Source organism: Morganella sp. HSTU-ASny43 (assembly GCF_022819185.1).
Lineage (GTDB): Bacteria > Pseudomonadota > Gammaproteobacteria > Enterobacterales > Enterobacteriaceae > Morganella > Morganella morganii.
In genome coordinates this window covers 115,053-135,794 of sequence record NZ_WSPG01000005.1, presented here as the reverse complement: position 1 = coordinate 135,794, position 20,742 = coordinate 115,053, and the positions used below count along the sequence as shown (strand labels likewise).

The following is a 20,742-nucleotide window of genomic DNA, read 5'->3' as shown; positions in this document are numbered from 1 at the left end:
TGATTATTCATAACGTTAAGAGTCATTGCTCACATGCTCAGATTAAAAATCGTAATTCAGCTGTAACCAGAACTGACGGCCCGGATCATAGGCAATCACCTTGTTACCGGCGTAGATAAAGGTATCCGCGACATTTTTGTTATTCAGGACGTTATTCACTTCCAGCGAGACAGACGCGCCGTAAGCAAACTCCGGTTTCCAGTTCACGCGGGTATCCCAGGTGAATTTGGATGCGAAATGCTCTTTCTGATAGACACGTAACTCGCCGTACTGCGGATCACGGACCACTTCGTTGTCATGACGGACAGCCTGATTACGCGCCCCCCACCATTGCAGGCGGTTGTACCAGGAAATGTTGTAGTTATCCCAGTCACTGGTCAGCTCAACGTTCAGCTTCAGTGGCGAGTTAAAGTTGCTGGCAGGCAGATCACTGACATCGATCACTTTGCCGCCGTACATCACTTTGTCGGAGTTAATGGCAGTGCCCGGTTCAAAGAAGGCATAGCCCTGGTCAGACGGGAAGTTGGTTTTGGTATCCTGCCAGACGATTGAGGAGGTAAAGACATGGGTTGCCTGTCCCCATTCCCACGGCTGACTGTTGCTGACAGCCAGGGTAACGGAGTCATGTTTGCTGCGTCCGGCATTATCAAAGGTACGGATTTTTCCTTTATCGGAGTATTTATCTGACCCGGTCAGGTTGTTGTATTTGGTGCGGCTGCGGACTTCATCGTAACCTTCACGGTGGACATAGGTCAGACGCCAGGTGGTGCTGAGGATTTCCTGTTGCAGGCCGAGGGAAATCTCATCGTTATACGGGGTTTTCAGTGAATCCAGGCCTTCATAATCATTGGTTTTATCCCAGGTCGGATCCATGCCCATAAAGCCGCACATATAGCATTTTTCCAGCCCGGCATTCTGCGCGCCGTACAGGGCATAAGTCAGCATGGAGCGGCCGTAATAACGGTTGGCACCGGCGATCAGCAATGTTTCTTTATTACCGAACAGGTCGTAAGTGGCGGCCAGGCGCGGCGCGATATTGGTTTGCCGGACAAAATCATCCCGGTCAACACGGACACCCGGACGCAGTGTCAGGCGGCCGATTTCAATATTGTCATCGGCAAACAGGGAGTAGTTGTTATAACTGACAGAGGCGGTTCCCGGCAGGAAGCGGTGCTTGTTGACTACCGGATCCTCAAACCCCCATTCCGCATAGCTGACATAGTCCTCGCTGGTGTGATAGTGCGACTTATCGCGGATATAGCGGCCTTTGGTATGGGTGGATTCCATCCCGAGTGTCGGGCGGTGTGTGATCCCGAAGCCTTCTGACGGCAGGAAACGGGCGACGGCTTTGGTGGTGACATTGTCCTGCTCGGTCCGCAGATCACCCAGTCCGCCCATTTTGGTGTTAACAATCGTTTTTCCGTCCGGTGACCGGTTCTTCATTTCATAGAAATTCTGCTCGTCATTCACGCGGTTATCTTTCAGTTTCTGATAACCCAGGGTGAATTCCAGATCAGCCAGGCTGGTCTGGTGTTTCAGAACACCGGTCACACCTAACCCTTTGTGGTTATTGTCATAACCGGAGTTGGCAATATTGGAGGCGAATAAACGCGCCTTGTAGTCAGAATAATTCAGGGAAATATCCGCCGTGGTGACCGGCGAGAGATCCATTGCATACTTCACAAACAGGTTGTCTGAGGTACGTTTCTGGTTGCGTTTGCGCTTATCAAACTCATAACCGACCAGTTCTTCACCTTCCATCACTGCCATCAGTACCGAGGTATTGGCCGGGATGGTGGAGGTACGGCGGGAGGCGGATACCGTCAGGCCGCTGTTTTCTGTTACACCGACTTCAAACCAGCCGCCGAAATCGTGTTTGTTATATTCATTCTGGAAACGGGCCGGGTGACTGATATCATTTTTTGATGAATCAATCGGCTGTGAGGAATCCTCAAACAGATGATTCCAGGAGGAGCGGGTGGTGCGGTAATACATATGGCCGCTGTTTTCGCCGTTCCAGCGGCGGCTGGTGACATCCACACTGCCGCCGGTAAAGCCGCCGAATTCCACCGGGATGTTGTTATCGTAAACCGTCACGCTGTCGATCAGACGGCTGTCTATATACATGCCCTGGTCGCCGCTGTCCAGACGGGTGGAGGTTTCACCCAGGGTATCTTTTGCCGGGTCGAAATCGTTGTTAAAACTGATGCCGTCGAGTTTATAGGCGTTCTGGAAACTGGATGCGCCGTGAATGGAAATCCGTGATGGTTTGATTTCGCCCTGGTTGAGGGACGAGCTGTCATTACCGGCGAACTGTACCGCCGGGTTGGTGCGCAGCAGTTCCGTGACGTTGCCGTCGCCGGTATTGCGCTGGCGGATCTCCTCCGCAGTAATGTATTGCGGGGCAGACATGACATCCGTGGCCGGATGGTAAGCCAGTTCGCCCTGAACCCGGGTTTCCGGGATTAAAATGGTTTCCGCTTCGGTTGTCAGCGGGCGGATAACATAGCTGCTGCCCTGCTGCACCAGCGTCAGGCCGGAGCCTGCCAGCAGTGTCCGGATGGCGGTCTGTGCGGAATAGCTGCCGTGCAGAGCCGGTGCCCGCAGTGCGCCGAGTTGTCCGGCATCATACAGTAACTGGATTTGTCCCTTCTGTGCGATGGTGTTCAGTGAACGGCTCAGTGCCTGTTCGGGCAGATCAAGCGTGAGATCTGCGGCTCCGGCCGGTGCCGCTGTCAGCCCGAGTGCCAGCACAATGGCAGAACTGGCCGCCCTGATGCTGAATGGTGATGGTTTTATTGTCATTTTTATCATTTCCGGAAGTGTCATAGTTATCCCCTGTATCAGAAGACGCGGAAATGAGAATTATCCTCACCTGATAATTATTCTTTTTTTCATTTATTTTTATTTTTCTTCACAATCAACAGGCTGCCGTCATGCAGTTCGGTGACTTCAACCGGTAACAGCAGCGGCAATGCCGTGAAAAAGGCATCGGTTTCGGAAAGGGTGACCCGGCCGGAGACGGTCAGATCCGCCGCATTCGCGGCAAGTGAGACGGGGTGGTTGCTGTAAGGTGCGAGGCGGTCAACAACATCACGCAGCGGGGTATCGGTGAGGGTGATCTGTCCGTTGCGCCACTCCCCGGCCTGTTCCGGCGGGATATGGCTGAGCAGCAGTGCAGCGCCCTGCGCGGGGCTGACAGCTTTATCCCCGGCACGCAGATACACCGGTTTTTCATCCGGCGCATCCCGCAGGGCGACAATCCCGTTTGCCACAGAGACTGCCACTTCCGTTCCCCGGCGGCTGACATCAAATTCCGTGCCGACAACCGTTATCTCTCTGCCGTCCGCGCGGATAACAAACGGCCGCCACGGGTTGGATTTCACCTGAAAAAAGGCGGTACCGCGCACCAGGGAAATACGGCGGTGTGTCTGTTCATAGGTAATATCCGCTTCGCTGTCACGGCTGAGAAAAATGCGGCTGCCGTCCGGCAGGATCATGGATTTGCTTTCCGCGGCGGTGGCGAGCGTCAGGTTATCCATCAGCAGGGCGGGTAACTGGCTGTAGGGCAGAAACAGCATCACCAGGATAAACAGTCCGGCGAGGGTATGGCGCAGCGGGCGCAGAAGCGGAAAAGCCCGGGCGGGTGCCTGCTCTGTGATTTCCGGGCGCGGCAGGGCCGACATCTCCCGCCACAGCAGCGCCATATCATCAAACGCCTGCCGGTTTTCCGGGGAAGCCGCCAGCCATGCCTGTAATTCCCGCTGCTGCTGTGCCGTCATGCTCTGGCTGTGCCAGCGCGTAAACCACAGTGCGGCGGCGTCTTCCCGTTCGTCCTGCTCCCGCCGGTCTGTCATTCCCCGTCCTTCTGCTCTGCGGCATTCATGGCGCGTTTACATTGCAGCAGGGCACGGGCAATATGCTTTTCCACCATACTGACAGAAATATCCATCCGTTCGGCAATGTCACTTTGCGAAAGTCCGTCAAACCGGTAAAGCACAAAGGCTTCCCGCTGACGGGGCGGCAGTTCATTCAGCACCTGATACAGCCTGTCCAGCCGCTGCCGGTGTTCGAGCTGTACCTGAGGATCGGCGTGTGCCTGTGCCACTTCCTCTGTCAGTGAATCATCCCACTCACTGACCCGGTCACGGCCCTTCCGCCGGCTGTGACGCCAGTGGTCGGTCAGCACATTGTTGGCGATCTTAAACAGGAACGCGCGGGTTTCCTGCACAGATGTCTCGTTGCCGCCTTTGAGCCAGCGGGCAAACACATCCTGCGACAAATCCCGTGCATCCTGACTGTTGCCCAGCCGCTTATGGAAGAAGCGGACAAGCTGATGGTAGGTTGAGTGATAAGCCCCGGCGATAAGCCTGCTTACCGATTTCTCAGTCGTCATTTTTCTGGTGTGTATCGAAGTCATCGTAATTGAAGGAGTCATTACGCATTGCTTAGAAAAATCCAAAAAATCTCATTGTTGTTATTTGAATTATTATTTAATAATAAAAAGCAATATCATTTGCGTTATCATTATGCCTGTAATTTTACAAATTGAAATACGTGAATAACGATTAAAAAAGTGAGTTGAGTGATGTTGAATGTGGCTGCGGCCTGTTATCAGAACAGGCGATATTCAGTCGGCGGCACAGCTGCCAGTGTGGGTGCTCACGCGCTGCTGCTGGCACTGTTTCTGGGCTGGCTGGGTTTTTCAGCGGATGAGCCGAAAGGCATGCTGCCCCCGGCGTTTGTACTGATGCCGGGAGTTTATCAGCTGGAAAGTGCACCGCCGGAAAAGGCGGAAGGTGTCAGACAGGTGATGTCACAACCGGCACCACAGCCGGTGGCTGAGCCGGAGCGGGAGTCTGCTGTCGATAAACTGGCGGTTTCTGACCAGGGCACCTGGACACGGAAAGCGGAAAAACCAAAGAAAAAAGCGGACAAAAAACCGGTAACAGAGATCAAAATGCCGGAAACGGATAATCCGTCTCCGGTACTGGCAGAAAGCACTTCCGCGCCGCGTCAGGGCGACAGTTCCGCGAGCCGTGCGGATTTTACCAGCCATGCACCGCAGCCGGTCAGCGGCAGTACCGGCTGGGAAAGCTCGGTACATTCGCATCTGGCGAAATATAAACGCTATCCGCGCGCACTGCTGCGCTATAAATCCACCGGCGTTTCTCATGTGAAAGTGACTCTGAACATGCAGGGAAATGTTGTCTCTGCGGAGCTGGTTAATTCATCCGGCACAAAAATGCTCGATAAAGAAGCGCTTGCCACCGTACAACGGGCATCACCTTTCCCGCTGCCGCCACAGGAACGCGGCAGAAACGGTCATATTGAGATAGTCACTCCCATCGGTTTTTACCTGTAACCAGCAGACAATTCCCGAAGTTACGTTTTTATTACCAGGAATTGTCTGTATTTTCCGCATTTTTGTTTCCCTTGTTATCTTTTCTCTGCTTAATATTTCGGTTTTTCTGTGGTTTTCTTAATTTATCTGAATGAGTTTCAGTTACTCATATTGCAACAGGCGCAGTAAAGCGGGTTCAGACCTGGATAAAATCCTGTGATGACGTGTTATGATTATATTTTCCGAAAGAAAATAATTAATATTATTAATATATAATACTAAAGAGAATTCAACCGTTATAATCAAAAAGAGTGTGTTAAGCTGTTAAGAAATGTGTAACTGTCATGCTGATAACATCACCTGCGAGCCCGTGTGTAAACATCATAATGCTTTGGCAAATAATCATTTTTAGTCTGTTTACGGGTAGGTTGTTACAAAATATTTCATTCTGAAATTATCAGAGAAATATGTAATGATGTTATTATTCAGCAGCAGGATTGAATAAAAGAATTTAATATATGAGAAATCCGATTTTTACCACGATTCATTAATATGCATCATTTTCGGACGTGATTTTAGTGGTATAAACTCTGTTTTCTTTGGTAGATTAATTTTTTATAGGTGATTTTGCGTAACGCCGGATTAACTCAAAATTAAACATTGTAAATTTTAGTTAGGTAAGGACAAGTAATGACTAAAAAGTCAGTTTTTGCAAGAACACTCGTCTCTCTGCTGTTAGGTACAGCAATCAGTGCTTCAGCGCTGGCTGCGGCAGAAAATACCGGTCATACATTGCGGCTGGCCATCGGCGCAGAACCGACAGAAGGGTTTGACCCGATGCTCGGCTGGAGCCACGGCAGTTATCTGTTACTGCACAGCCCGCTGCTCAAACAAAAGGCCGATCTTTCCTGGCACAGCTACCTGCTGGACAGCTACGACCACAATGCCGACGGCAAAGAGTGGACACTGAAGCTGAAAAAAGACCTGAAATTCTCTGACGGCTCCCCGCTGACCGCCAAAGATGTGGCGTTCACCTATAACAATGCGGCCGCCGGCGGCGGTAAAATCGATATGGGTAACTTTGCCAAAGCAGAGGAAATTGATCCGCTGACAGTGAAAATCACCCTGTCCGAACCTCAGAGTACGTTTATCAACGTGCTCGGCTCTCTCGGCATTGTATCCGCCGATAAATATGATGCCAGACAGTATGCCCAAAAACCGGTGGGTGCCGGGCCGTACCGCCTGGTAGCTTTCCAGCCGGGCCAGCAGCTGATTGTTGAGGCTAACCCGTACTACGCCGGGCCGAAAAATGACTTTAACAAGCTGGTGTTTGTCTTCCTGGATGAGGATGCCGCCTTTGCTGCCGCACAGAGCCGCCAGCTTGAGGTTGTCCGCATTCCGCCGGTGATTGCCGCAACTGCCGGTGATGTCAAAGGGATGAAACTGGTGGAACGCGCCAGCGTGGAAAACCGCGGTATTGTTTTCCCTATCCCGAAAGCCGGTGAAAAAGATGCACAGGGTTACCCGATCGGTAACGATATCACCTCTGATGTTGCCATCCGTAAAGCCATCAACTATGCGATTGACCGCAAACTGCTGTCTGAGCAGGTGATGGAAGGGTACGCCGTACCGGCCTTTACCGGTGTTCACGGCCTGCCGTGGAACAACCCGGAAGCCGCCTTTAAAGATGGTGATGCGGAAAAAGCAAAACAGATTCTGGAAGAAGCCGGCTGGAAACTCAATAAAGACGGGCTGCGTGAGAAAGACGGCAAAGTCGCCAAACTGACGCTGTGGTACACCAGCGGGGATACCACCCGCCGTGACCTGGCACAGGCTATCCGCGCCTTCCTGAAACCAATCGGCATTGAACTGGATTTACAGTCCGGCAGCTGGGAAACCGTCGAACGCCATATGCACGCCAACCCGACGCTGTTCGGCTGGGGCAGCCTGGATCCGATGGAGTTAGTCCATCACTACAGCAGCAAAGCGGCGGGTGTGGAATTCTACAACCCGGGCTATTACAAAAATCCGCAGGTGGATGCCATTCTTGAGAAAGCCATGAGTGCGCCGGATCAGGAAGCCGCCATTCCTGTCTGGCAGCAGGTGGACTGGAACGGCAAAACCGGTACCGGGATTAAAGGGGATGCCGCCTGGGCGTGGCTGCTGAATGTACAGCATACCTATGTGGTGAGTGATTGTGTTGATTTGGGCAAGGGGGCACCGGAGATCCACGGGTCATGGTCACTGCTCAACAGTGTGGATGACTGGGCCTGGACCTGTAAATAATGCGCAGTGCCCTGCTCCTTTTCGTGCGGTTTGTTTGTCTGCTGACGGTCACGGCGGCGGGGGTATTTATCCTCCTGAGCTATTCGCCAATTGACCCGATCAGAGCCTATATCGGAAATGATCTGCTGCATGTGCCGCCGGAGCAGTATCCGGCGATTGCCGCCCGCTGGGGACTGGATCAGCCGCTGTGGCAGCGGTTCTGGATCTGGTTCTCACAGATGCTGCGGGGCGATCTCGGTTACTCTATGCTGTATAACGCGCCGGTGTCAGAGGTGATTTCGGCGCGGCTCGGGCCGTCACTGGCACTCCTTATCAGCGCCTGGCTGCTCTCGGGCATTGCCGGGCTGCTGCTGGGGCTGGTGGCCGGGCGTTATCTGAACCGCTGGCCGGACAAAATTATTTCGGCACTGTCGTATCTGCTGGCTTCGATACCGACGTTCTGGATAGGGTTGCTGCTGCTGTCGCTGTTTGCGGTCACCCTGAACTGGGCACCAATCTGCTGTGCCTGGCCGATGGGCGAGGATGCGGATACAGCAACCTTCGGGCAGAAAATTCATCACCTGATTCTGCCGGTGCTGGCGCTGGGCTTACTCGGTGTCGGTAACATTGCCCTGCACACACGGGCAAAAGTGGCGGAAGTGATGGGGACCGAATTTATCCGTTATGCGAAAGCGCAGGGGGATAAAGGCTGGCCGATGATTAAATTTCATGTGCTGCGTCACGCCATTACCCCGGCACTCTGTTTACAGTTTGCCTCTGTGGGGGAACTGCTGAGCGGTTCACTGCTGGCGGAGAAAGTGTTCGCCTATCCCGGACTGGGACAGGCGACGATAGACGCGGGGCTGCGGGGGGATATCCCGCTGCTGATGGGTATTGTGATGTTTTGCGCGATCCTGATTTTTATCGGTAACAGCACGGCGGATATTTTACTGCGCCGCGTGAATCAGGGAGTGATCCGCGAATCATGACGTATAACCCGAACCGTGCGCTGTTAAAACTGACGGGCACATTACTGATGCTGATCCTGCTGGGCGTCTATGCCATATGGATCACACACACTGATATTGATATGGATTTCCTGGCGCGGCGGCAGGCACCGTCTGTCACGCACTGGTTCGGCACTGACAGCCTGGGGCGTGATCTGTGGGATCGCACTTTTCAGGGCATGGCAACCAGTCTGCAGATCGGACTGATTTCCGCCCTGACCAGCGGGCTGGTGGCGCTGACAATGGCCGGGTTATCAACGGTTAACAAAGGAACAGATTATCTGGTGCGCGGGGTGATTGATGCACTGCTGGCGCTGCCGCATCTGCTGCTGCTGATTTTAATCTGTTTCACCCTGGGCGGCGGAAAATCCGGCGTGATCTGGGCGATAGCCCTGACACACTGGCCGAAACTGACGCTGATCCTGCGCTCGGAAATCCTGCGGGTGCGGGAAACGGATTATGTGATGCTGGCACAACGCATGGGAAATTCGCGATTGTATTGCTGGCGTCATCATTATCTGCCAATGTTATTACCGCAGTGGATTGTCGGCACACTGCTGATGTTCCCGCATTCGGTACTGCACAGTGCGGCGCTCAGTTTTCTGGGCTTCGGGCTTGCGCCGCATGAGGCATCACTGGGGATCCTGCTGTCAGATGCACTGCGCTATCTCAGTACCGGTGCCTGGTGGCTGGCATTTTTCCCAGGACTGGTGCTGGTCGGACTGGTGTTACTGTTTGATCAGTTTGCGAAAGCCTTACAACAGCTCTGGCTGAGGATCGCATAATGCTGAAATTTGACCGGCTTGCCATTGATGTCGCACAGTTCAGCTGGCTGCGGAAAAAACGCTGGCAGCCGCTGCTGACAGATATCTCCCTGGTAGTTCAGCCCGGTGAGCTGGTGGCGCTGGTCGGCAGCAGCGGGGAAGGCAAAAGCCTGCTGCTGCAAAGTGCACTGGGGCTTCTGCCGGATAATATGCGCTGCCGTGGCGCTATCTCGCTGGCGGGGGAAACCCTGACGGAAGAGAGCAAACAGCTGCACCGCGGCAACACCCTGTGTTACGTACCGCAGGGGGTGAGTGCGCTGAATCCGCTGGTGCGGGTCGGCCCGCAGCTGGAACGCGCGGCCACACTCAGCGGTATGCATGTGAAGATGCACGACGTGGCGCGCCAGCTGCAACGTTATAACCTCCGGCCTGAGCTGACGGATGCGTTTCCGAACCGGCTCTCCGGCGGAATGGCAAAACGGGTGCTGACCTGCGGCGCAACGCTGACCGGGGCGCAGTATATTCTGGCGGATGAAATTACATCCTGGCTGGATGACGAACATGCGGGGCAGATACTCGCGCATCTGAAAGTGCTGTGTGCGGACGGGCGCGGTGTGTTGTGGGTCACGCATGATCTGGCGATGGCCGCCCGCTTTGCTGACCGGATTGCCGTGCTGCGTCACGGGGTTTTACAGGAAACACTGACATCGCAGGCATTACTGAACGGGGAAGGCAGCCCGTGGCTGCAGTCACTGTGGGACGCACTGCCGGAACACCGTTTTCTGGCGGGGCGGAAATATACCGGGATGAGGCGGTAATAAGAATGACGGATGAATACAGGTGATAATCCGCTTTAATTCGTCCGTATATGAGTATTTTTTATTTATTTGCTGAAAATCAGCAGGGTTATTTATTTTATATTTAAACACAGTAGCGGATATTAATTCATTTATATGCGGTAACGGAAACTCCGCATAGTCTGAAAGGGATCTGAACCTCGTTTTCTTATCAGGAGAACAGCGGTGCATGATTTATTTTTTTATGGCTGATTAACAGCTTACATTTTTCACGCTTTAGTATTTCCGGGTGTGCGCCTGCGCATGTCCGGCGGTCAGTGGCGGATTGTGTCTGCATTCAGCGGATGCGTCACTGAAATAAAAACTGAAATCACGGTATCCCGGAATACTGATATCCGGATTGCTGTCTGATGACTCTGTTTTCATTCAATTGTGGAGGCGTTATGCAATTAACCCCGAGAGAAGTTGAAAAGCTGATGGTATATACCCTGGCGGATGTCGCGCAGCGACGTCGCGACAGAGGGGTAAAACTGAATTACCCGGAAGCGGTCGCGATTATTACCGTGACAGCACTGGAAGGCGCCCGTGACGGCAAAACAGTGGAAGATGTGATGAAAGAAGCTGCCACCGTACTGACCAAAGCCGACGTGATGGAAGGGGTGGATGATTTAATCCCGAATGTGCAGGTTGAGGCGATTTTCACAGACGGCAGCCGTCTGGTGACGGTTCATAACCCAATCAAATAAACGTACAGCAAAAAGGTGAGGTTCTGATTATGAGCAATACAAAACAACCCACGCCGTTAGGCGGAGTCATTTTTGCGGATACCCCGATTGAATTTAATACCGGTAAGCCGGAAACCAAAATTAAAGTCCGTAACACCGGGGATCGCCCGATTCAGGTCGGTTCGCATTTTCATTTCTTTGAAGTGAACCATGCCCTGGAATTTGATCGCGAAGCGGCTTACGGCAAACGCCTGAATATTTCATCCACCACCGCAATCCGTTTTGAGCCGGGTGATGAAACTGAAGTTTCTCTTATTCCTTACGGCGGCAAACAGACAGTTTACGGGTTTAACAACCTGGTGGACGGCTGGGCCGGTAATAATGTGGCCACCAGCGAACGTCCGGCAAAAGCGATTGCTCTGAACGAAGCGATTGCCCGCGGTTTCAGCCATAAAGCAGAAGCGAAGAAGTAATTCTCCGTCCTGACACGATTTTCCGGCAGTGATGCACAGGCATCCTGAACGAAATAAGGAACACGTTATGCCACAGATTTCCAGACAAGAATATTGCGGCCTGTTCGGGCCGACCACCGGAGACAAAATCCGTCTTGGTGATACCGATCTCTATATCGAAATTGAAAAAGACTTACGCGGTTACGGCGAAGAATCTGTTTACGGCGGCGGGAAATCCCTCCGTGACGGGATGGGCGCGAACAACACGCTGACCAGCGACAACGGCGTGCTCGACCTGGTTATCACCAACGTCACTATCCTGGATGCCAAATTAGGCGTCATCAAAGCGGACGTGGGTGTGAAGGACGGTAAAATTGTCGGTATCGGCAAGAGCGGTAACCCGAACCTGCAGGACGGTATCACCCCGGGAATGGTTGCCGGGGTATCGACTGATGCTATCTCCGGTGAGCATCTGATCCTGACAGCGGCGGGTATCGATACCCACATTCACCTGATCTCACCACAGCAGGCTTATGCGGCGCTGTCCAACGGTGTCACCACCTTCTTCGGCGGCGGTATCGGGCCGACAGACGGCACCAACGGGACAACGGTTACCGCCGGTCCGTGGAACATCCGCGCGATGCTGCGTTCACTGGAAGGTTTACCGGTTAACGTCGGTATGCTCGGGAAAGGTAACTCTTTTGCCCGCGATCCGCTGGTTGAACAGATCATTGCCGGTGTTGCCGGTCTGAAAGTCCACGAAGACTGGGGTGCAACCTCCAACGCCATCCGTCATGCCCTGCGTGTGGCAGATGATTATGATATCCAGGTTGCGGTACATACTGACAGTCTGAACGAAGGCGGGTATGTGGAAGATACCATCGAAGCCTTTGAAGGCCGTACTATCCATACTTACCACACCGAAGGTGCGGGCGGTGGTCATGCGCCGGACATCATCAAAGTGGTCAGCCAGCCGAACGTGCTGCCGAGCTCCACTAACCCGACACTGCCGTACGGCATCAACAGCCAGGCAGAACTGTTCGACATGATCATGGTATGTCACAACCTGAACCCGAATGTCCCGGCTGACGTTTCCTTCGCGGAAAGCCGCGTGCGTCCGGAAACCATCGCAGCGGAAAACGTGCTGCATGATATGGGTGCTATCTCCATGTTCTCCAGTGACTCCCAGGCGATGGGCCGTGTCGGTGAGAACTGGCTGCGTGTGATCCAGACCGCTAACGCGATGAAAGCGGCACGCGGCAAGCTGCCGGAAGATGCGGCGGGTAACGATAACTTCCGTGTTCTGCGTTACGTGGCAAAAATCACCATCAACCCGGCGATTGCCCAGGGTATCAGCCATGTGCTCGGCTCAGTCGAAGTCGGCAAAATGGCGGACCTGGTCCTGTGGGATCCGCGTTTCTTCGGCGCGAAACCAAAACTGGTTATCAAAGGCGGCATGATCAACTGGGCAGCGATGGGTGACCCTAACGCCTCCCTGCCGACGCCGCAGCCGGTCTTCTATCGTCCGATGTTTGGTGCGATGGGTAAAACCCTGCAGGATACCTGTGTGACTTTCGTTTCCCAGGCAGCACTGGAAGATGGTGTGAAAGAGAAAGCCGGTCTGGAGCGTGAAGTTGTCGCGGTTCAGGGCATGCGCACCACCACCAAACGCGACCTGGTCCGTAACGGCGAAACCCCGGATATCGAAGTGGATCCGGAAACCTTCGCGGTGAAAGTTAACGGGGAACACGCGACCTGCCAGCCAATCTCGGTGGCGGCGATGAACCAGCGTTATTTCTTCGGCTGATTGACTTCCCCGGCGGGTGTTGTTCTGCCCGCCGGGCATAACAAAAAGGTAATTCCATGATCCTCATTGAGCACATTCTCGGCAACGTCAGAAAAGATCAGGCGTGGGCTGATAAAGCGAACGAAATGACGGTGGATATGCTGATCCTCGATCAGCGTGAAGCCCAGAAAAGCCGCTGCCGTAAACACACCCAAAACGGGCTGGATATCGGGATCGCGCTGGATCGCAACGTGCTGTTGTCTGACGGAGATGTGATCCACACCGACGACGCCACCAATACGATGGTTGTTGTCCAGATCGATCTGCGTGATGTCATGGTTGTTGATCTTAAACGTCTTCAGGGCAGCACGCCGGAAGAGCAGATCCGCATCAGTTTTGAACTGGGCCATGCGCTCGGTAACCAGCACTGGAAAGCCGTTATCAAAGAAAACAAGGTGTATGTCCCGCTGACCGTCAGTGAAAAAGTGATGGAATCGGTGATGCGCACCCACGGCTTCGGCAATGATACGTTTGCCTTCGTCAAAGGCGAAACCATTCTGCCGATCCTGACCAACTCAGAATCCCGTCTGCTGTTCGGCGGCGCGGAAGAGACAGATACTCACGTGCATGTGGCACATAACCACGGGCACTCACATTCACACGGCCACGATCACGGGCACAGCCATGATCATGACCACAGTCACGACCACGGCCATGATCATCACCACGATCACGACCATGACCACAAACACTGACAGACCGGAACGGGAGAACGTGTGATGAAAGCGGCTGATCTTATCCGGATCATGCAGTTTGGTGATTCGGCACTTCCCGTCGGCGCCTTTACTTTCTCAAACGGTGTGGAATCGGCGATTCAGACGGGTGTGGTACATGATGCCGAAACCCTGAAAGGCTTTGTCCGCACCGCGCTGAAACAGGCGGCGAGCGGTGACGGTATTGCTGTTGTCGCGGCACACCGCGCAGTGCTTGCCGGTGATAACGACGCCATTCTGCGGGTCGACCGGGCGGTGAATAACCGCAAACTGAATGAAGAAGCCCGCCTGATGGCAACGCGGATGGGGAAAAAACTGGCGGAAATTTCTGTCCATATTTTTGACGATCCGCTCGTGGCATGGTGGCTGGCACAGATTAAAAGCGGGGACACCCCGGGCACCCAGCCTGTCACTCAGGCTATTGTGATGGCGGTACAGGGTATCGGCGAACGCGAAGTGGTGGTTATGCATCAGTACGGGATCGCAATGACGATCCTCAGCGCCGCCATGCGCCTGATGCGGATCACGCACTTTGAAACACAGCACATTTTATTTGAGCTGAACAACGACATTGAAACCTTCTGCGATATTGCAGCCTGCGGCGACATTGAACAGATGTCTTCCTATGTGCCGGTGATCGACGTCCTTGCGGCAGTTCATACCAAATCTTTTGTCCGCCTGTTTATGAACTGACAGGCGGCTGACTTATTTTCCGGGAGTATATTGATGAAAAAAATGACACGGATCGGCATCGGCGGCCCTGTTGGTTCAGGTAAAACGGCGATTATTGAAGTGATCACCCCGATCCTGATCGAACGCGGGATCAAGCCGTTAATCATCACCAATGACATCGTGACCACCGAAGATGCGAAGCAGGTCAAACGCACCCTGAAAGGGATCCTCGACGAAGAGAAAATCCTCGGCGTTGAAACCGGTGCCTGCCCGCACACTGCCGTACGCGAAGACCCGAGTATGAACATTGCAGCCGTGGAAGATATGGAAGAGCGTTTCCCGGACAGCGACGTCATCATGATTGAAAGCGGCGGCGATAACCTGACGCTGACCTTCAGCCCGGCACTCGCTGACTTCTACATCTATGTTATCGATGTGGCGGAAGGGGAAAAAATCCCGCGTAAAAACGGCCCGGGCCTGGTGCAGGCGGATATCCTGGTGATCAACAAAATCGACCTCGCACCGTACGTCGGTGCCAGCCTGGAAGTGATGGAAAGTGACACCAAAGTAGTGCGTGGCAACCGTCCGTATGTCATGACCAACTGCAAAACCGGCGAAGGCGTGGTGGAGCTGGTGGATATGATCATGGATAAATTCCTGTTCACCCACCAGGCGGGAGCAAAAGCATGACACAACTGAGGGCTGAGATCGCGGGGACGCCGACACGTCTCCGGGCTCATCTCTTAGGGGAAAAGGCGCCGGAAATGGCGCCTTACCAGGATGAGCCAAAGCAGATGCAAAGTGGTGCCATCGGGAAAAGCGGCTATCTGAAACTGCGGTTTGCCAAACGGGAATACCGCAGTGAAATGGTGGAAATGGAGCGCCGTGTGCCTTCTCTGGTGCAGCGCGCGCTGTACTGGGATGAAATGATGCCGCAGATGCCGTGTGTCACTATGATTTCCACCTCCGGCTGCCTGTTACAGGGCGACCGCCAGGCGCTGGATCTGATTGTGGAAGAGGGGGCGTGCGCCCATGTCACCACACAGTCCGCCACCAAAATTCACATGATGGAGGCGAACTACGCCACACAGTACCAGAATGTGGTGGTGGAAGCCGGTGGTTATCTGGAGTTTATGCCGGATCCGATTATCCCGCACCGTAATGCCCGTTTTTTAACGGACACTCAGATCACGGTTGATCCGACAGCAACGGTGATCTATTCCGAGATCCTGATGTCGGGGCGGAAATATCACCATCCGGACGAACAGTTCGGGTTTGATATTTTTTCCTCAAAGATCCGGGCGCAGGACAATGAGGGAAAAGAATTATTTGTTGAAAAATACATTCTGGAACCGAAAAAAGAAGCACTGAATGTGGTCGGCGTGATGGGGGGTTTTGATGTTTTCGGTAACGTGATTTTACTGACACCGAAAGAGCATCATGCCCGTATCCTGGAGCGTCTGGAAGCCCGTTATGACACGGATGAAGAGGTTGCATTCGGGGCGACGCAGTTGCCGAACGAGTGCGGTCTGGTCTTCAAAGTGCTGGGAATCGACAGCCCGAAAACCAAAGAGGCTGTCCGTTATTTCTGGCAAATCGCCCGGGAAGAGATCCTCGGCATCACATTGCAGAAACCGTTCCTGTGGCGCTGATGCGCTGCAGGATGACACCGGTGGTTACTCAGGGGACTGGTTATTATCAGCATAATCAGTCCCTTTGTCCGGTTTACCTTCAGGGGAAAGACGATGGCAACTTCAACAGTCAGTCAGAACGGCTGGAATAAACTGGCCGGATCCAATCCTGTCATACATTTTATTGATATCACGCTGCGTGGTTGTGCGCAGGTGATGTTTCAGAACAACCCGCTGACCGGGCTGTTCTTTTTCGCCGCTATTTTTATCGGTGCATACAGTGAAGGCATTCCGGCGGTCGGCTGGGGCTGTCTGCTCGGTACCGTGGTGTCCACGCTGACGGCGTATGTCAGCAAAATGGATGTCACTTCACTGCGTGCCGGGCTGTACGGCTATAACGGCTGCCTGGTCGGTGTGGCGCTGCCGACCTTCCTGGATAACACACCGTTTATGTGGGCGGCCATTGTGCTCGGCAGTATCGTGGCGGTGATCGCCACCATCTCACTGACCGATTTCCTGAAAAACTGGAAAGTTGCTGCGCTGACCGCGCCTTTCGTGCTGGTGACCTGGACTATCCTGCTGGCCAGTTACAGTTTCTTCGGTATCAAAGGCGTCAGTCTGCCGGGGCCGGCACTGCCGGATCAGTATGTGGCACCGATCGCCGGGATCCCGTATTCCGATCTGATCCCGGATATTTTTCGTGGTGTGTCAGAGGTCTTTCTGCTGAGCAGCATTACCGTGGGGATCCTGTTTGTGATCGGTCTGGCAGTCAGTTCTGTGTGGGCGGCGGTCTTTGCGGTCTTTGGCTCACTGCTGGCTTTTGGTGTGGCATCTTTCCTGAAAGCAGACTTCGGTAGTGTGCATACCGGGCTGTATTCATTCAGCGCCGTGTTAACTGCGATCGCGCTGGGTTCCACATTTAATAAACCGAGCTTCAAAGTGCTGGTGTATACCGTAGTGGGTGTGATTTTTACGGTGTTTGTCCAGGGCGCGCTGGATGTGGTGGTCTCGCCGTTCGGTATTCCGACACTGACCATGCCGTTCGTTCTGGCCTCCTGGCTGTTCCTGGTGCCGAATCAGGACATCATGCCGGAACACCGTCAGTAAAAGGGGAGAAATATGCAGAGTAATCTACTGAAGACAGGGTTACATAAATTACTGAGTCTGCGGGTGATCCTGTCGGTGCTGCTGTTTATTGACGGGGTGATGATCCTGTCGCCGGTGCTGTTTTCCTATACCGGGGATATTGCCTGGCAGGACGGCGGTTTCACCGCGTGGTTACAGTCGCTCGGGTTTATAAAACTGCTGGATATTCCCCGCTTTATGCTGGGGTTACTGCTGGCACTGCTGGCGCTGCTGATGCTGACCGGCGCACGCATCGCCTGGCTGTTCTCCCTGTTTATCCTGCTCACGATGGTACTGATGGATCTGGGGCTGGCCCGGGAATACTCACTGCAGGGGTTGTTCTCGCTGGCGCTGCTGATTGCGTCCGGCTGCCTGTGGCGGCAGTTCCCGCATCACAGCCTGACCAGTGCCGGCGTGGTGGCGGTCAGCAGTATTATCCTGCTGGTGGTCTATTCCGTCTTCGGCACCCTGTATCTCGGCAATGAGTTCCAGCCGCATGTCACGGATATCTCAGCTGCCTTCTACTTTGCCCTGGTCTGTATGACCACGGTCGGCTTCGGGGACATCATCCCGATCAGCGTGGAAGCGCGGATGTTTACCCTGACGGTGGTGGTGTTCGGTATCACGATTTTCACCACATCCATTGTGTACATTGTGGGTGTCGTCCTGCGCGGCACACGCGAGATTGTCAAAAAGAGGTTGTTACACATGAAAGAGCATTATGTTGTTATCGGCGCGAATCCGCTGGCGGTCAATATCTATAAAGGACTGAAAAAACGCGGTTTGCAGGTGGTGGTGATCTGTTCTGATGAGGACAAAAAGCACTTCCCTGACGGCACCGTGACCGTGGCCGGTGACAGTGCCGATGCCGTGACCCTGAATGAAGCTAATGTCAAAGATGCCCGTTGCGTGATGGCCATCGGTGATAACGACGCGGACAACACCTTTGCGCTGCTGGCGGTGAAACAGCTGGCCGGTGAAGGCGTGAAAACCGTGACTGTGGTGAATCAGGAAGAGAACAGCGACAAAATGCGCCTGCTGCATGCGGATATGACCTTCTCCCTGTCACAGCTCGGCAGTGAAGTGCTGATGAAAATGCTGTGCGGCGAGAACATCAATAACAGTGTTATGGCTGACATCTTATTAGCCAAAGCGCCATAAGCAGGGCCGGTTGTGAAGCATAAAGAAAAAAAAATAAATCTGAGCCACGGGATCTCTCGGGCTCAGTCATTCTTCTATTCCCGGTTTAAACAGCTGCACGGCATCCGCATTGCGCTGGCGTTTACACTGACGTTTCTGGTATTCCGGGAATTACACAGCGATAAGCTCGATTATATCATTATGACACTTATCTCTATCCTGATGCCGATGCCGTACTGGGGAAATGTGCTGATCCGCTCTATGCAGCGCACCCTCGGCACCGTTATCGGCTCACTGATCGGGATGTTGCTGCTGTACACGGAAACCCACTCTTTCCCGCTGATGCTGGCGCTGGCGACTATTGCGATGTTTGTCTGCGGCCTGATCGCGCTGGGTAAAAACATGTATGTCGGGATGCTGATCGGGATGACCATCAGTATCGTTGCCACCGCACCGGTCGGGGATATGGACTCTGCGCTGATCCGTTCGGCGCAGACGGTGGGCGGCTCGATTCTGGCACTGGTGTTCTCGGCGATTCTGCCGCTGAAAGGGTTTGTGTTCTGGCGGATGAATATCAGCACTATTCTGCGCGATATTGCCAGATTATATGATGAGCACATCATGAAACTGAGCAGTACCGACCCGGAGCGATGGGATAATCAGCTGAAAGACACGTTATCCACACTGCTGACCTGTAATACCTACATTGCACCGGCTGTCAAAGAAACCCATGTTCCGGCTGCCACCTTTACGGCCATTCACGGGCGCATCCGGCGGCTGGTGGCGATACTGGAACTGCTGACCGATACCTTCAGTAAAAACTACTTCGCTCATGCGCTGAACACCGAAAATCCCTACATTGTGCAGTTGCAGAAAAGCAACAGTGAGATCATGAAACTGCTCTCTGATATCTTTGTGCAGGGGAAAGACGATGACACCATGGATAAGCTCCAGGCACTGCGTGCCAGCACACATGAGCTGCATCAGAAGATCAATGCACAGCCGGAAAGTAACTCGGCGGATGCCATGATGGTCGGGATGAGTGTGGAAGTAATCAAGCTGCTGGATGAAGTGTGCGGGCTGGTTCAGATTGACATTTTAAAGAAATGCGCATAAACACAGAAATATTGAAACAAAAATGACGTAAGGTTTTTCTATGTTAAATGTGATCCTCAGCATTTCCGCAGGATCAGTACTCGGCGGCCTCGGCCGCTGGGTGTTGAGTAATAAATTCAACCCGGTGCTGGCAATGATGCCGCTGGGGACGTATCTCGCTAATATTATTGCCGGTTATATTATCGGGCTGGCGGTGGCGTTTTTCTCTTCTCACCCGACACTTCCGGCGGAATGGCGGCTGTTTATTGTCACCGGTTTCTGCGGCGCGTTATCGACATTCTCGACTTTTTCACTCGAGATTGTGCAGGCTTTCCAGGCCGGGCGCATCCACCACGGTATGGCAGAAATCGCCCTGCATGTACTCAGCTCCCTGCTGATGACCTGGCTCGGCCTGCTGACCTGGCAGGTTTTGCAGCACCGGTAGAAAAAGGGGAAATTATTCCCCTTTTTCTTTCTCTTCCGTTTTCTTCCCCGGCTTTTCATCTTCATTTTTCAGATTGGCGGTCAGCAGATACAGGGATTGCTGCCAGCGGCTAGGGGTCAGCTGCAGCAGATTGTTGGCGAGCACAAAGCCGATACCGAGGGCGAGAAGTAACATCACCCGCAGCAGGTTGGTGGTGTTATCCACCTGGGTGGATTCCGTGGCCAGACGGTGGGTATCGATGGTCAGGCGCAGAAAGCCTTTCGGGCCTTTTTTTCCGGGGATGGCGGCGACAATCTGATGATTAAAATAACTGCCGGCTTTTTGTCCGTCCAGCGCCAGCCGGTCGCGGACAGTGATACTCTCGCCGCTGCCGGCTATCTGTACCCCGTCATCCTGATATACTGTGGCATCGAGAATACGGCTGTTGGTGGTCAGCTGCGCTAAATTTGCCGTAATTTGTTTCTTATTGAGCACTTTCCCGTTATCGTCTATAGCATCGGAAAGGTTAAACGCCACCTGTTGTGCCAGCGAATAGGCCAGTTCATTAAACTGATCCATTGACGACTGCTGGTGGACGCGGCTGAAATAAGACACACCCTGTAACAGACACACCATCAGGGCGAGACAAATCAGAATAATGGCTGTTTTATGCAGCCGGAATGTTAACTTCGTTTTGGCCATTGTTTATCCGTTTTTCCGTTGTCGCCACCATATTGCCAGA

General features: G+C 53.5%; 20 protein-coding genes. 16 read left to right on the top strand and 4 right to left on the bottom strand.

Going from position 1 to position 20,742, the window contains the following annotated elements; all coding sequences use genetic code 11:
* Nucleotides 1-42: 42 nt before the first annotated feature.
* From GN208_RS04350 to GN208_RS04340, 3 genes are all read right to left on the bottom strand, one after another.
* The gene (locus tag GN208_RS04350; protein ID WP_004237072.1) at nucleotides 43-2,829 is read right to left on the bottom strand and encodes a secretin and TonB N-terminal domain-containing protein; all 2,787 of its coding nucleotides are present in this window, start codon (nucleotides 2,827-2,829) and stop codon (nucleotides 43-45) included.
* A gap of 65 nt (nucleotides 2,830-2,894) precedes the next feature.
* A complete protein-coding gene (locus GN208_RS04345) occupies nucleotides 2,895-3,857 on the bottom strand; it encodes a FecR domain-containing protein (protein WP_004237073.1) in 963 nt (320 codons plus the stop codon).
* On the bottom strand, nucleotides 3,854-4,396 hold the full coding sequence (locus GN208_RS04340; RefSeq protein WP_004237075.1) for a sigma-70 family RNA polymerase sigma factor: 543 nt from the start codon (nucleotides 4,394-4,396) through the stop codon (nucleotides 3,854-3,856). Before GN208_RS04340 ends, GN208_RS04345 begins: the two co-directional genes overlap by 4 nt.
* A 192-nt stretch (nucleotides 4,397-4,588) precedes the next feature.
* Between GN208_RS04340 and GN208_RS04335 the strand changes: the two genes are divergently transcribed.
* The 16 genes from GN208_RS04335 (at nucleotide 4,589) to crcB (ending at nucleotide 20,021) form a co-directional block, all read left to right on the top strand.
* A complete protein-coding gene (locus GN208_RS04335; RefSeq protein WP_243828298.1) occupies nucleotides 4,589-5,365 on the top strand; it encodes an energy transducer TonB in 777 nt (258 codons plus the stop codon).
* A gap of 669 nt (nucleotides 5,366-6,034) precedes the next feature.
* Complete coding sequence (locus tag GN208_RS04330) at nucleotides 6,035-7,630, top strand: ABC transporter substrate-binding protein (RefSeq protein WP_004237077.1); 1,596 nt, start codon at nucleotides 6,035-6,037, stop codon at nucleotides 7,628-7,630.
* The gene (locus GN208_RS04325) at nucleotides 7,630-8,598 is read left to right on the top strand and encodes an ABC transporter permease (RefSeq protein ID WP_004237078.1); all 969 of its coding nucleotides are present in this window, start codon (nucleotides 7,630-7,632) and stop codon (nucleotides 8,596-8,598) included. The genes GN208_RS04330 and GN208_RS04325 overlap by 1 nt, the downstream gene beginning before the upstream one ends.
* Complete coding sequence (locus tag GN208_RS04320) at nucleotides 8,595-9,401, top strand: ABC transporter permease (protein WP_004237079.1); 807 nt, start codon at nucleotides 8,595-8,597, stop codon at nucleotides 9,399-9,401. The genes GN208_RS04325 and GN208_RS04320 overlap by 4 nt, the downstream gene beginning before the upstream one ends.
* Nucleotides 9,401-10,198, top strand: a complete 798-nt coding sequence (locus GN208_RS04315) for an ATP-binding cassette domain-containing protein (protein ID WP_004237080.1) — start codon at nucleotides 9,401-9,403, stop codon at nucleotides 10,196-10,198. The genes GN208_RS04320 and GN208_RS04315 overlap by 1 nt, the downstream gene beginning before the upstream one ends.
* A 422-nt stretch (nucleotides 10,199-10,620) precedes the next feature.
* Entirely contained in the window at nucleotides 10,621-10,923 is a 303-nt protein-coding gene (locus tag GN208_RS04310; RefSeq protein ID WP_004242097.1) for an urease subunit gamma, read from the top strand.
* 29 nt (nucleotides 10,924-10,952) lie between these two features.
* Nucleotides 10,953-11,375 carry an urease subunit beta gene (locus GN208_RS04305; RefSeq protein ID WP_004237083.1) on the top strand — a complete coding sequence of 141 codons (423 nt, stop codon included), beginning with the start codon at nucleotides 10,953-10,955 and terminating at the stop codon, nucleotides 11,373-11,375.
* 67 nt (nucleotides 11,376-11,442) lie between these two features.
* Entirely contained in the window at nucleotides 11,443-13,161 is a 1,719-nt protein-coding gene (locus GN208_RS04300; RefSeq protein WP_004237084.1) for an urease subunit alpha, read from the top strand.
* A gap of 56 nt (nucleotides 13,162-13,217) precedes the next feature.
* Nucleotides 13,218-13,895 carry an urease accessory protein UreE gene (ureE, locus tag GN208_RS04295; protein WP_004242099.1) on the top strand — a complete coding sequence of 226 codons (678 nt, stop codon included), beginning with the start codon at nucleotides 13,218-13,220 and terminating at the stop codon, nucleotides 13,893-13,895.
* A gap of 24 nt (nucleotides 13,896-13,919) precedes the next feature.
* Complete coding sequence (locus GN208_RS04290; protein ID WP_004237086.1) at nucleotides 13,920-14,606, top strand: urease accessory protein UreF; 687 nt, start codon at nucleotides 13,920-13,922, stop codon at nucleotides 14,604-14,606.
* Between the two features lie 33 nt (nucleotides 14,607-14,639).
* A complete protein-coding gene (gene ureG, locus GN208_RS04285; RefSeq protein ID WP_004237089.1) occupies nucleotides 14,640-15,275 on the top strand; it encodes an urease accessory protein UreG in 636 nt (211 codons plus the stop codon).
* Nucleotides 15,272-16,237: an urease accessory protein UreD gene (locus tag GN208_RS04280; protein WP_015422437.1), complete on the top strand. Its 966-nt coding sequence runs from the start codon at nucleotides 15,272-15,274 to the stop codon at nucleotides 16,235-16,237. The genes ureG and GN208_RS04280 overlap by 4 nt, the downstream gene beginning before the upstream one ends.
* 93 nt (nucleotides 16,238-16,330) lie before the next feature.
* Nucleotides 16,331-17,323 carry an urea transporter gene (gene yut, locus GN208_RS04275; protein ID WP_004237091.1) on the top strand — a complete coding sequence of 331 codons (993 nt, stop codon included), beginning with the start codon at nucleotides 16,331-16,333 and terminating at the stop codon, nucleotides 17,321-17,323.
* A gap of 12 nt (nucleotides 17,324-17,335) precedes the next feature.
* Nucleotides 17,336-18,502: an NAD-binding protein gene (locus GN208_RS04270; RefSeq protein WP_004237093.1), complete on the top strand. Its 1,167-nt coding sequence runs from the start codon at nucleotides 17,336-17,338 to the stop codon at nucleotides 18,500-18,502.
* A 12-nt stretch (nucleotides 18,503-18,514) separates the two neighbouring features.
* Nucleotides 18,515-19,597, top strand: a complete 1,083-nt coding sequence (locus GN208_RS04265) for an FUSC family protein (RefSeq protein WP_004242105.1) — start codon at nucleotides 18,515-18,517, stop codon at nucleotides 19,595-19,597.
* A 40-nt stretch (nucleotides 19,598-19,637) separates the two neighbouring features.
* A complete protein-coding gene (gene crcB / locus GN208_RS04260; RefSeq protein WP_004237097.1) occupies nucleotides 19,638-20,021 on the top strand; it encodes a fluoride efflux transporter CrcB in 384 nt (127 codons plus the stop codon).
* A 12-nt stretch (nucleotides 20,022-20,033) separates the two neighbouring features.
* On the opposite strand, the gene GN208_RS04255 is transcribed toward crcB, so the two are convergent.
* The gene (locus GN208_RS04255) at nucleotides 20,034-20,702 is read right to left on the bottom strand and encodes a YtjB family periplasmic protein (protein WP_004237098.1); all 669 of its coding nucleotides are present in this window, start codon (nucleotides 20,700-20,702) and stop codon (nucleotides 20,034-20,036) included.
* Nucleotides 20,703-20,742 lie beyond the last annotated feature (40 nt).

Coding starts and splice junctions, on each gene's coding strand:
- GN208_RS04335 (WP_243828298.1), top strand. CDS start 4,589: ATGTTGAATGTGGCTGCGGCCTGTTATCAGAACAGGCGATATTCAGTC.
- GN208_RS04255 (WP_004237098.1), bottom strand. CDS start 20,702: ATGGCCAAAACGAAGTTAACATTCCGGCTGCATAAAACAGCCATTATT.
- ureG (WP_004237089.1), top strand. CDS start 14,640: ATGAAAAAAATGACACGGATCGGCATCGGCGGCCCTGTTGGTTCAGGT.
- GN208_RS04315 (WP_004237080.1), top strand. CDS start 9,401: ATGCTGAAATTTGACCGGCTTGCCATTGATGTCGCACAGTTCAGCTGG.
- GN208_RS04280 (WP_015422437.1), top strand. CDS start 15,272: ATGACACAACTGAGGGCTGAGATCGCGGGGACGCCGACACGTCTCCGG.
- GN208_RS04290 (WP_004237086.1), top strand. CDS start 13,920: ATGAAAGCGGCTGATCTTATCCGGATCATGCAGTTTGGTGATTCGGCA.
- GN208_RS04270 (WP_004237093.1), top strand. CDS start 17,336: ATGCAGAGTAATCTACTGAAGACAGGGTTACATAAATTACTGAGTCTG.
- yut (WP_004237091.1), top strand. CDS start 16,331: ATGGCAACTTCAACAGTCAGTCAGAACGGCTGGAATAAACTGGCCGGA.
- GN208_RS04350 (WP_004237072.1), bottom strand. CDS start 2,829: ATGACACTTCCGGAAATGATAAAAATGACAATAAAACCATCACCATTC.
- GN208_RS04310 (WP_004242097.1), top strand. CDS start 10,621: ATGCAATTAACCCCGAGAGAAGTTGAAAAGCTGATGGTATATACCCTG.
- crcB (WP_004237097.1), top strand. CDS start 19,638: ATGTTAAATGTGATCCTCAGCATTTCCGCAGGATCAGTACTCGGCGGC.
- GN208_RS04340 (WP_004237075.1), bottom strand. CDS start 4,396: ATGACGACTGAGAAATCGGTAAGCAGGCTTATCGCCGGGGCTTATCAC.
- GN208_RS04325 (WP_004237078.1), top strand. CDS start 7,630: ATGCGCAGTGCCCTGCTCCTTTTCGTGCGGTTTGTTTGTCTGCTGACG.
- GN208_RS04300 (WP_004237084.1), top strand. CDS start 11,443: ATGCCACAGATTTCCAGACAAGAATATTGCGGCCTGTTCGGGCCGACC.
- GN208_RS04305 (WP_004237083.1), top strand. CDS start 10,953: ATGAGCAATACAAAACAACCCACGCCGTTAGGCGGAGTCATTTTTGCG.
- ureE (WP_004242099.1), top strand. CDS start 13,218: ATGATCCTCATTGAGCACATTCTCGGCAACGTCAGAAAAGATCAGGCG.
- GN208_RS04320 (WP_004237079.1), top strand. CDS start 8,595: ATGACGTATAACCCGAACCGTGCGCTGTTAAAACTGACGGGCACATTA.
- GN208_RS04345 (WP_004237073.1), bottom strand. CDS start 3,857: ATGACAGACCGGCGGGAGCAGGACGAACGGGAAGACGCCGCCGCACTG.
- GN208_RS04330 (WP_004237077.1), top strand. CDS start 6,035: ATGACTAAAAAGTCAGTTTTTGCAAGAACACTCGTCTCTCTGCTGTTA.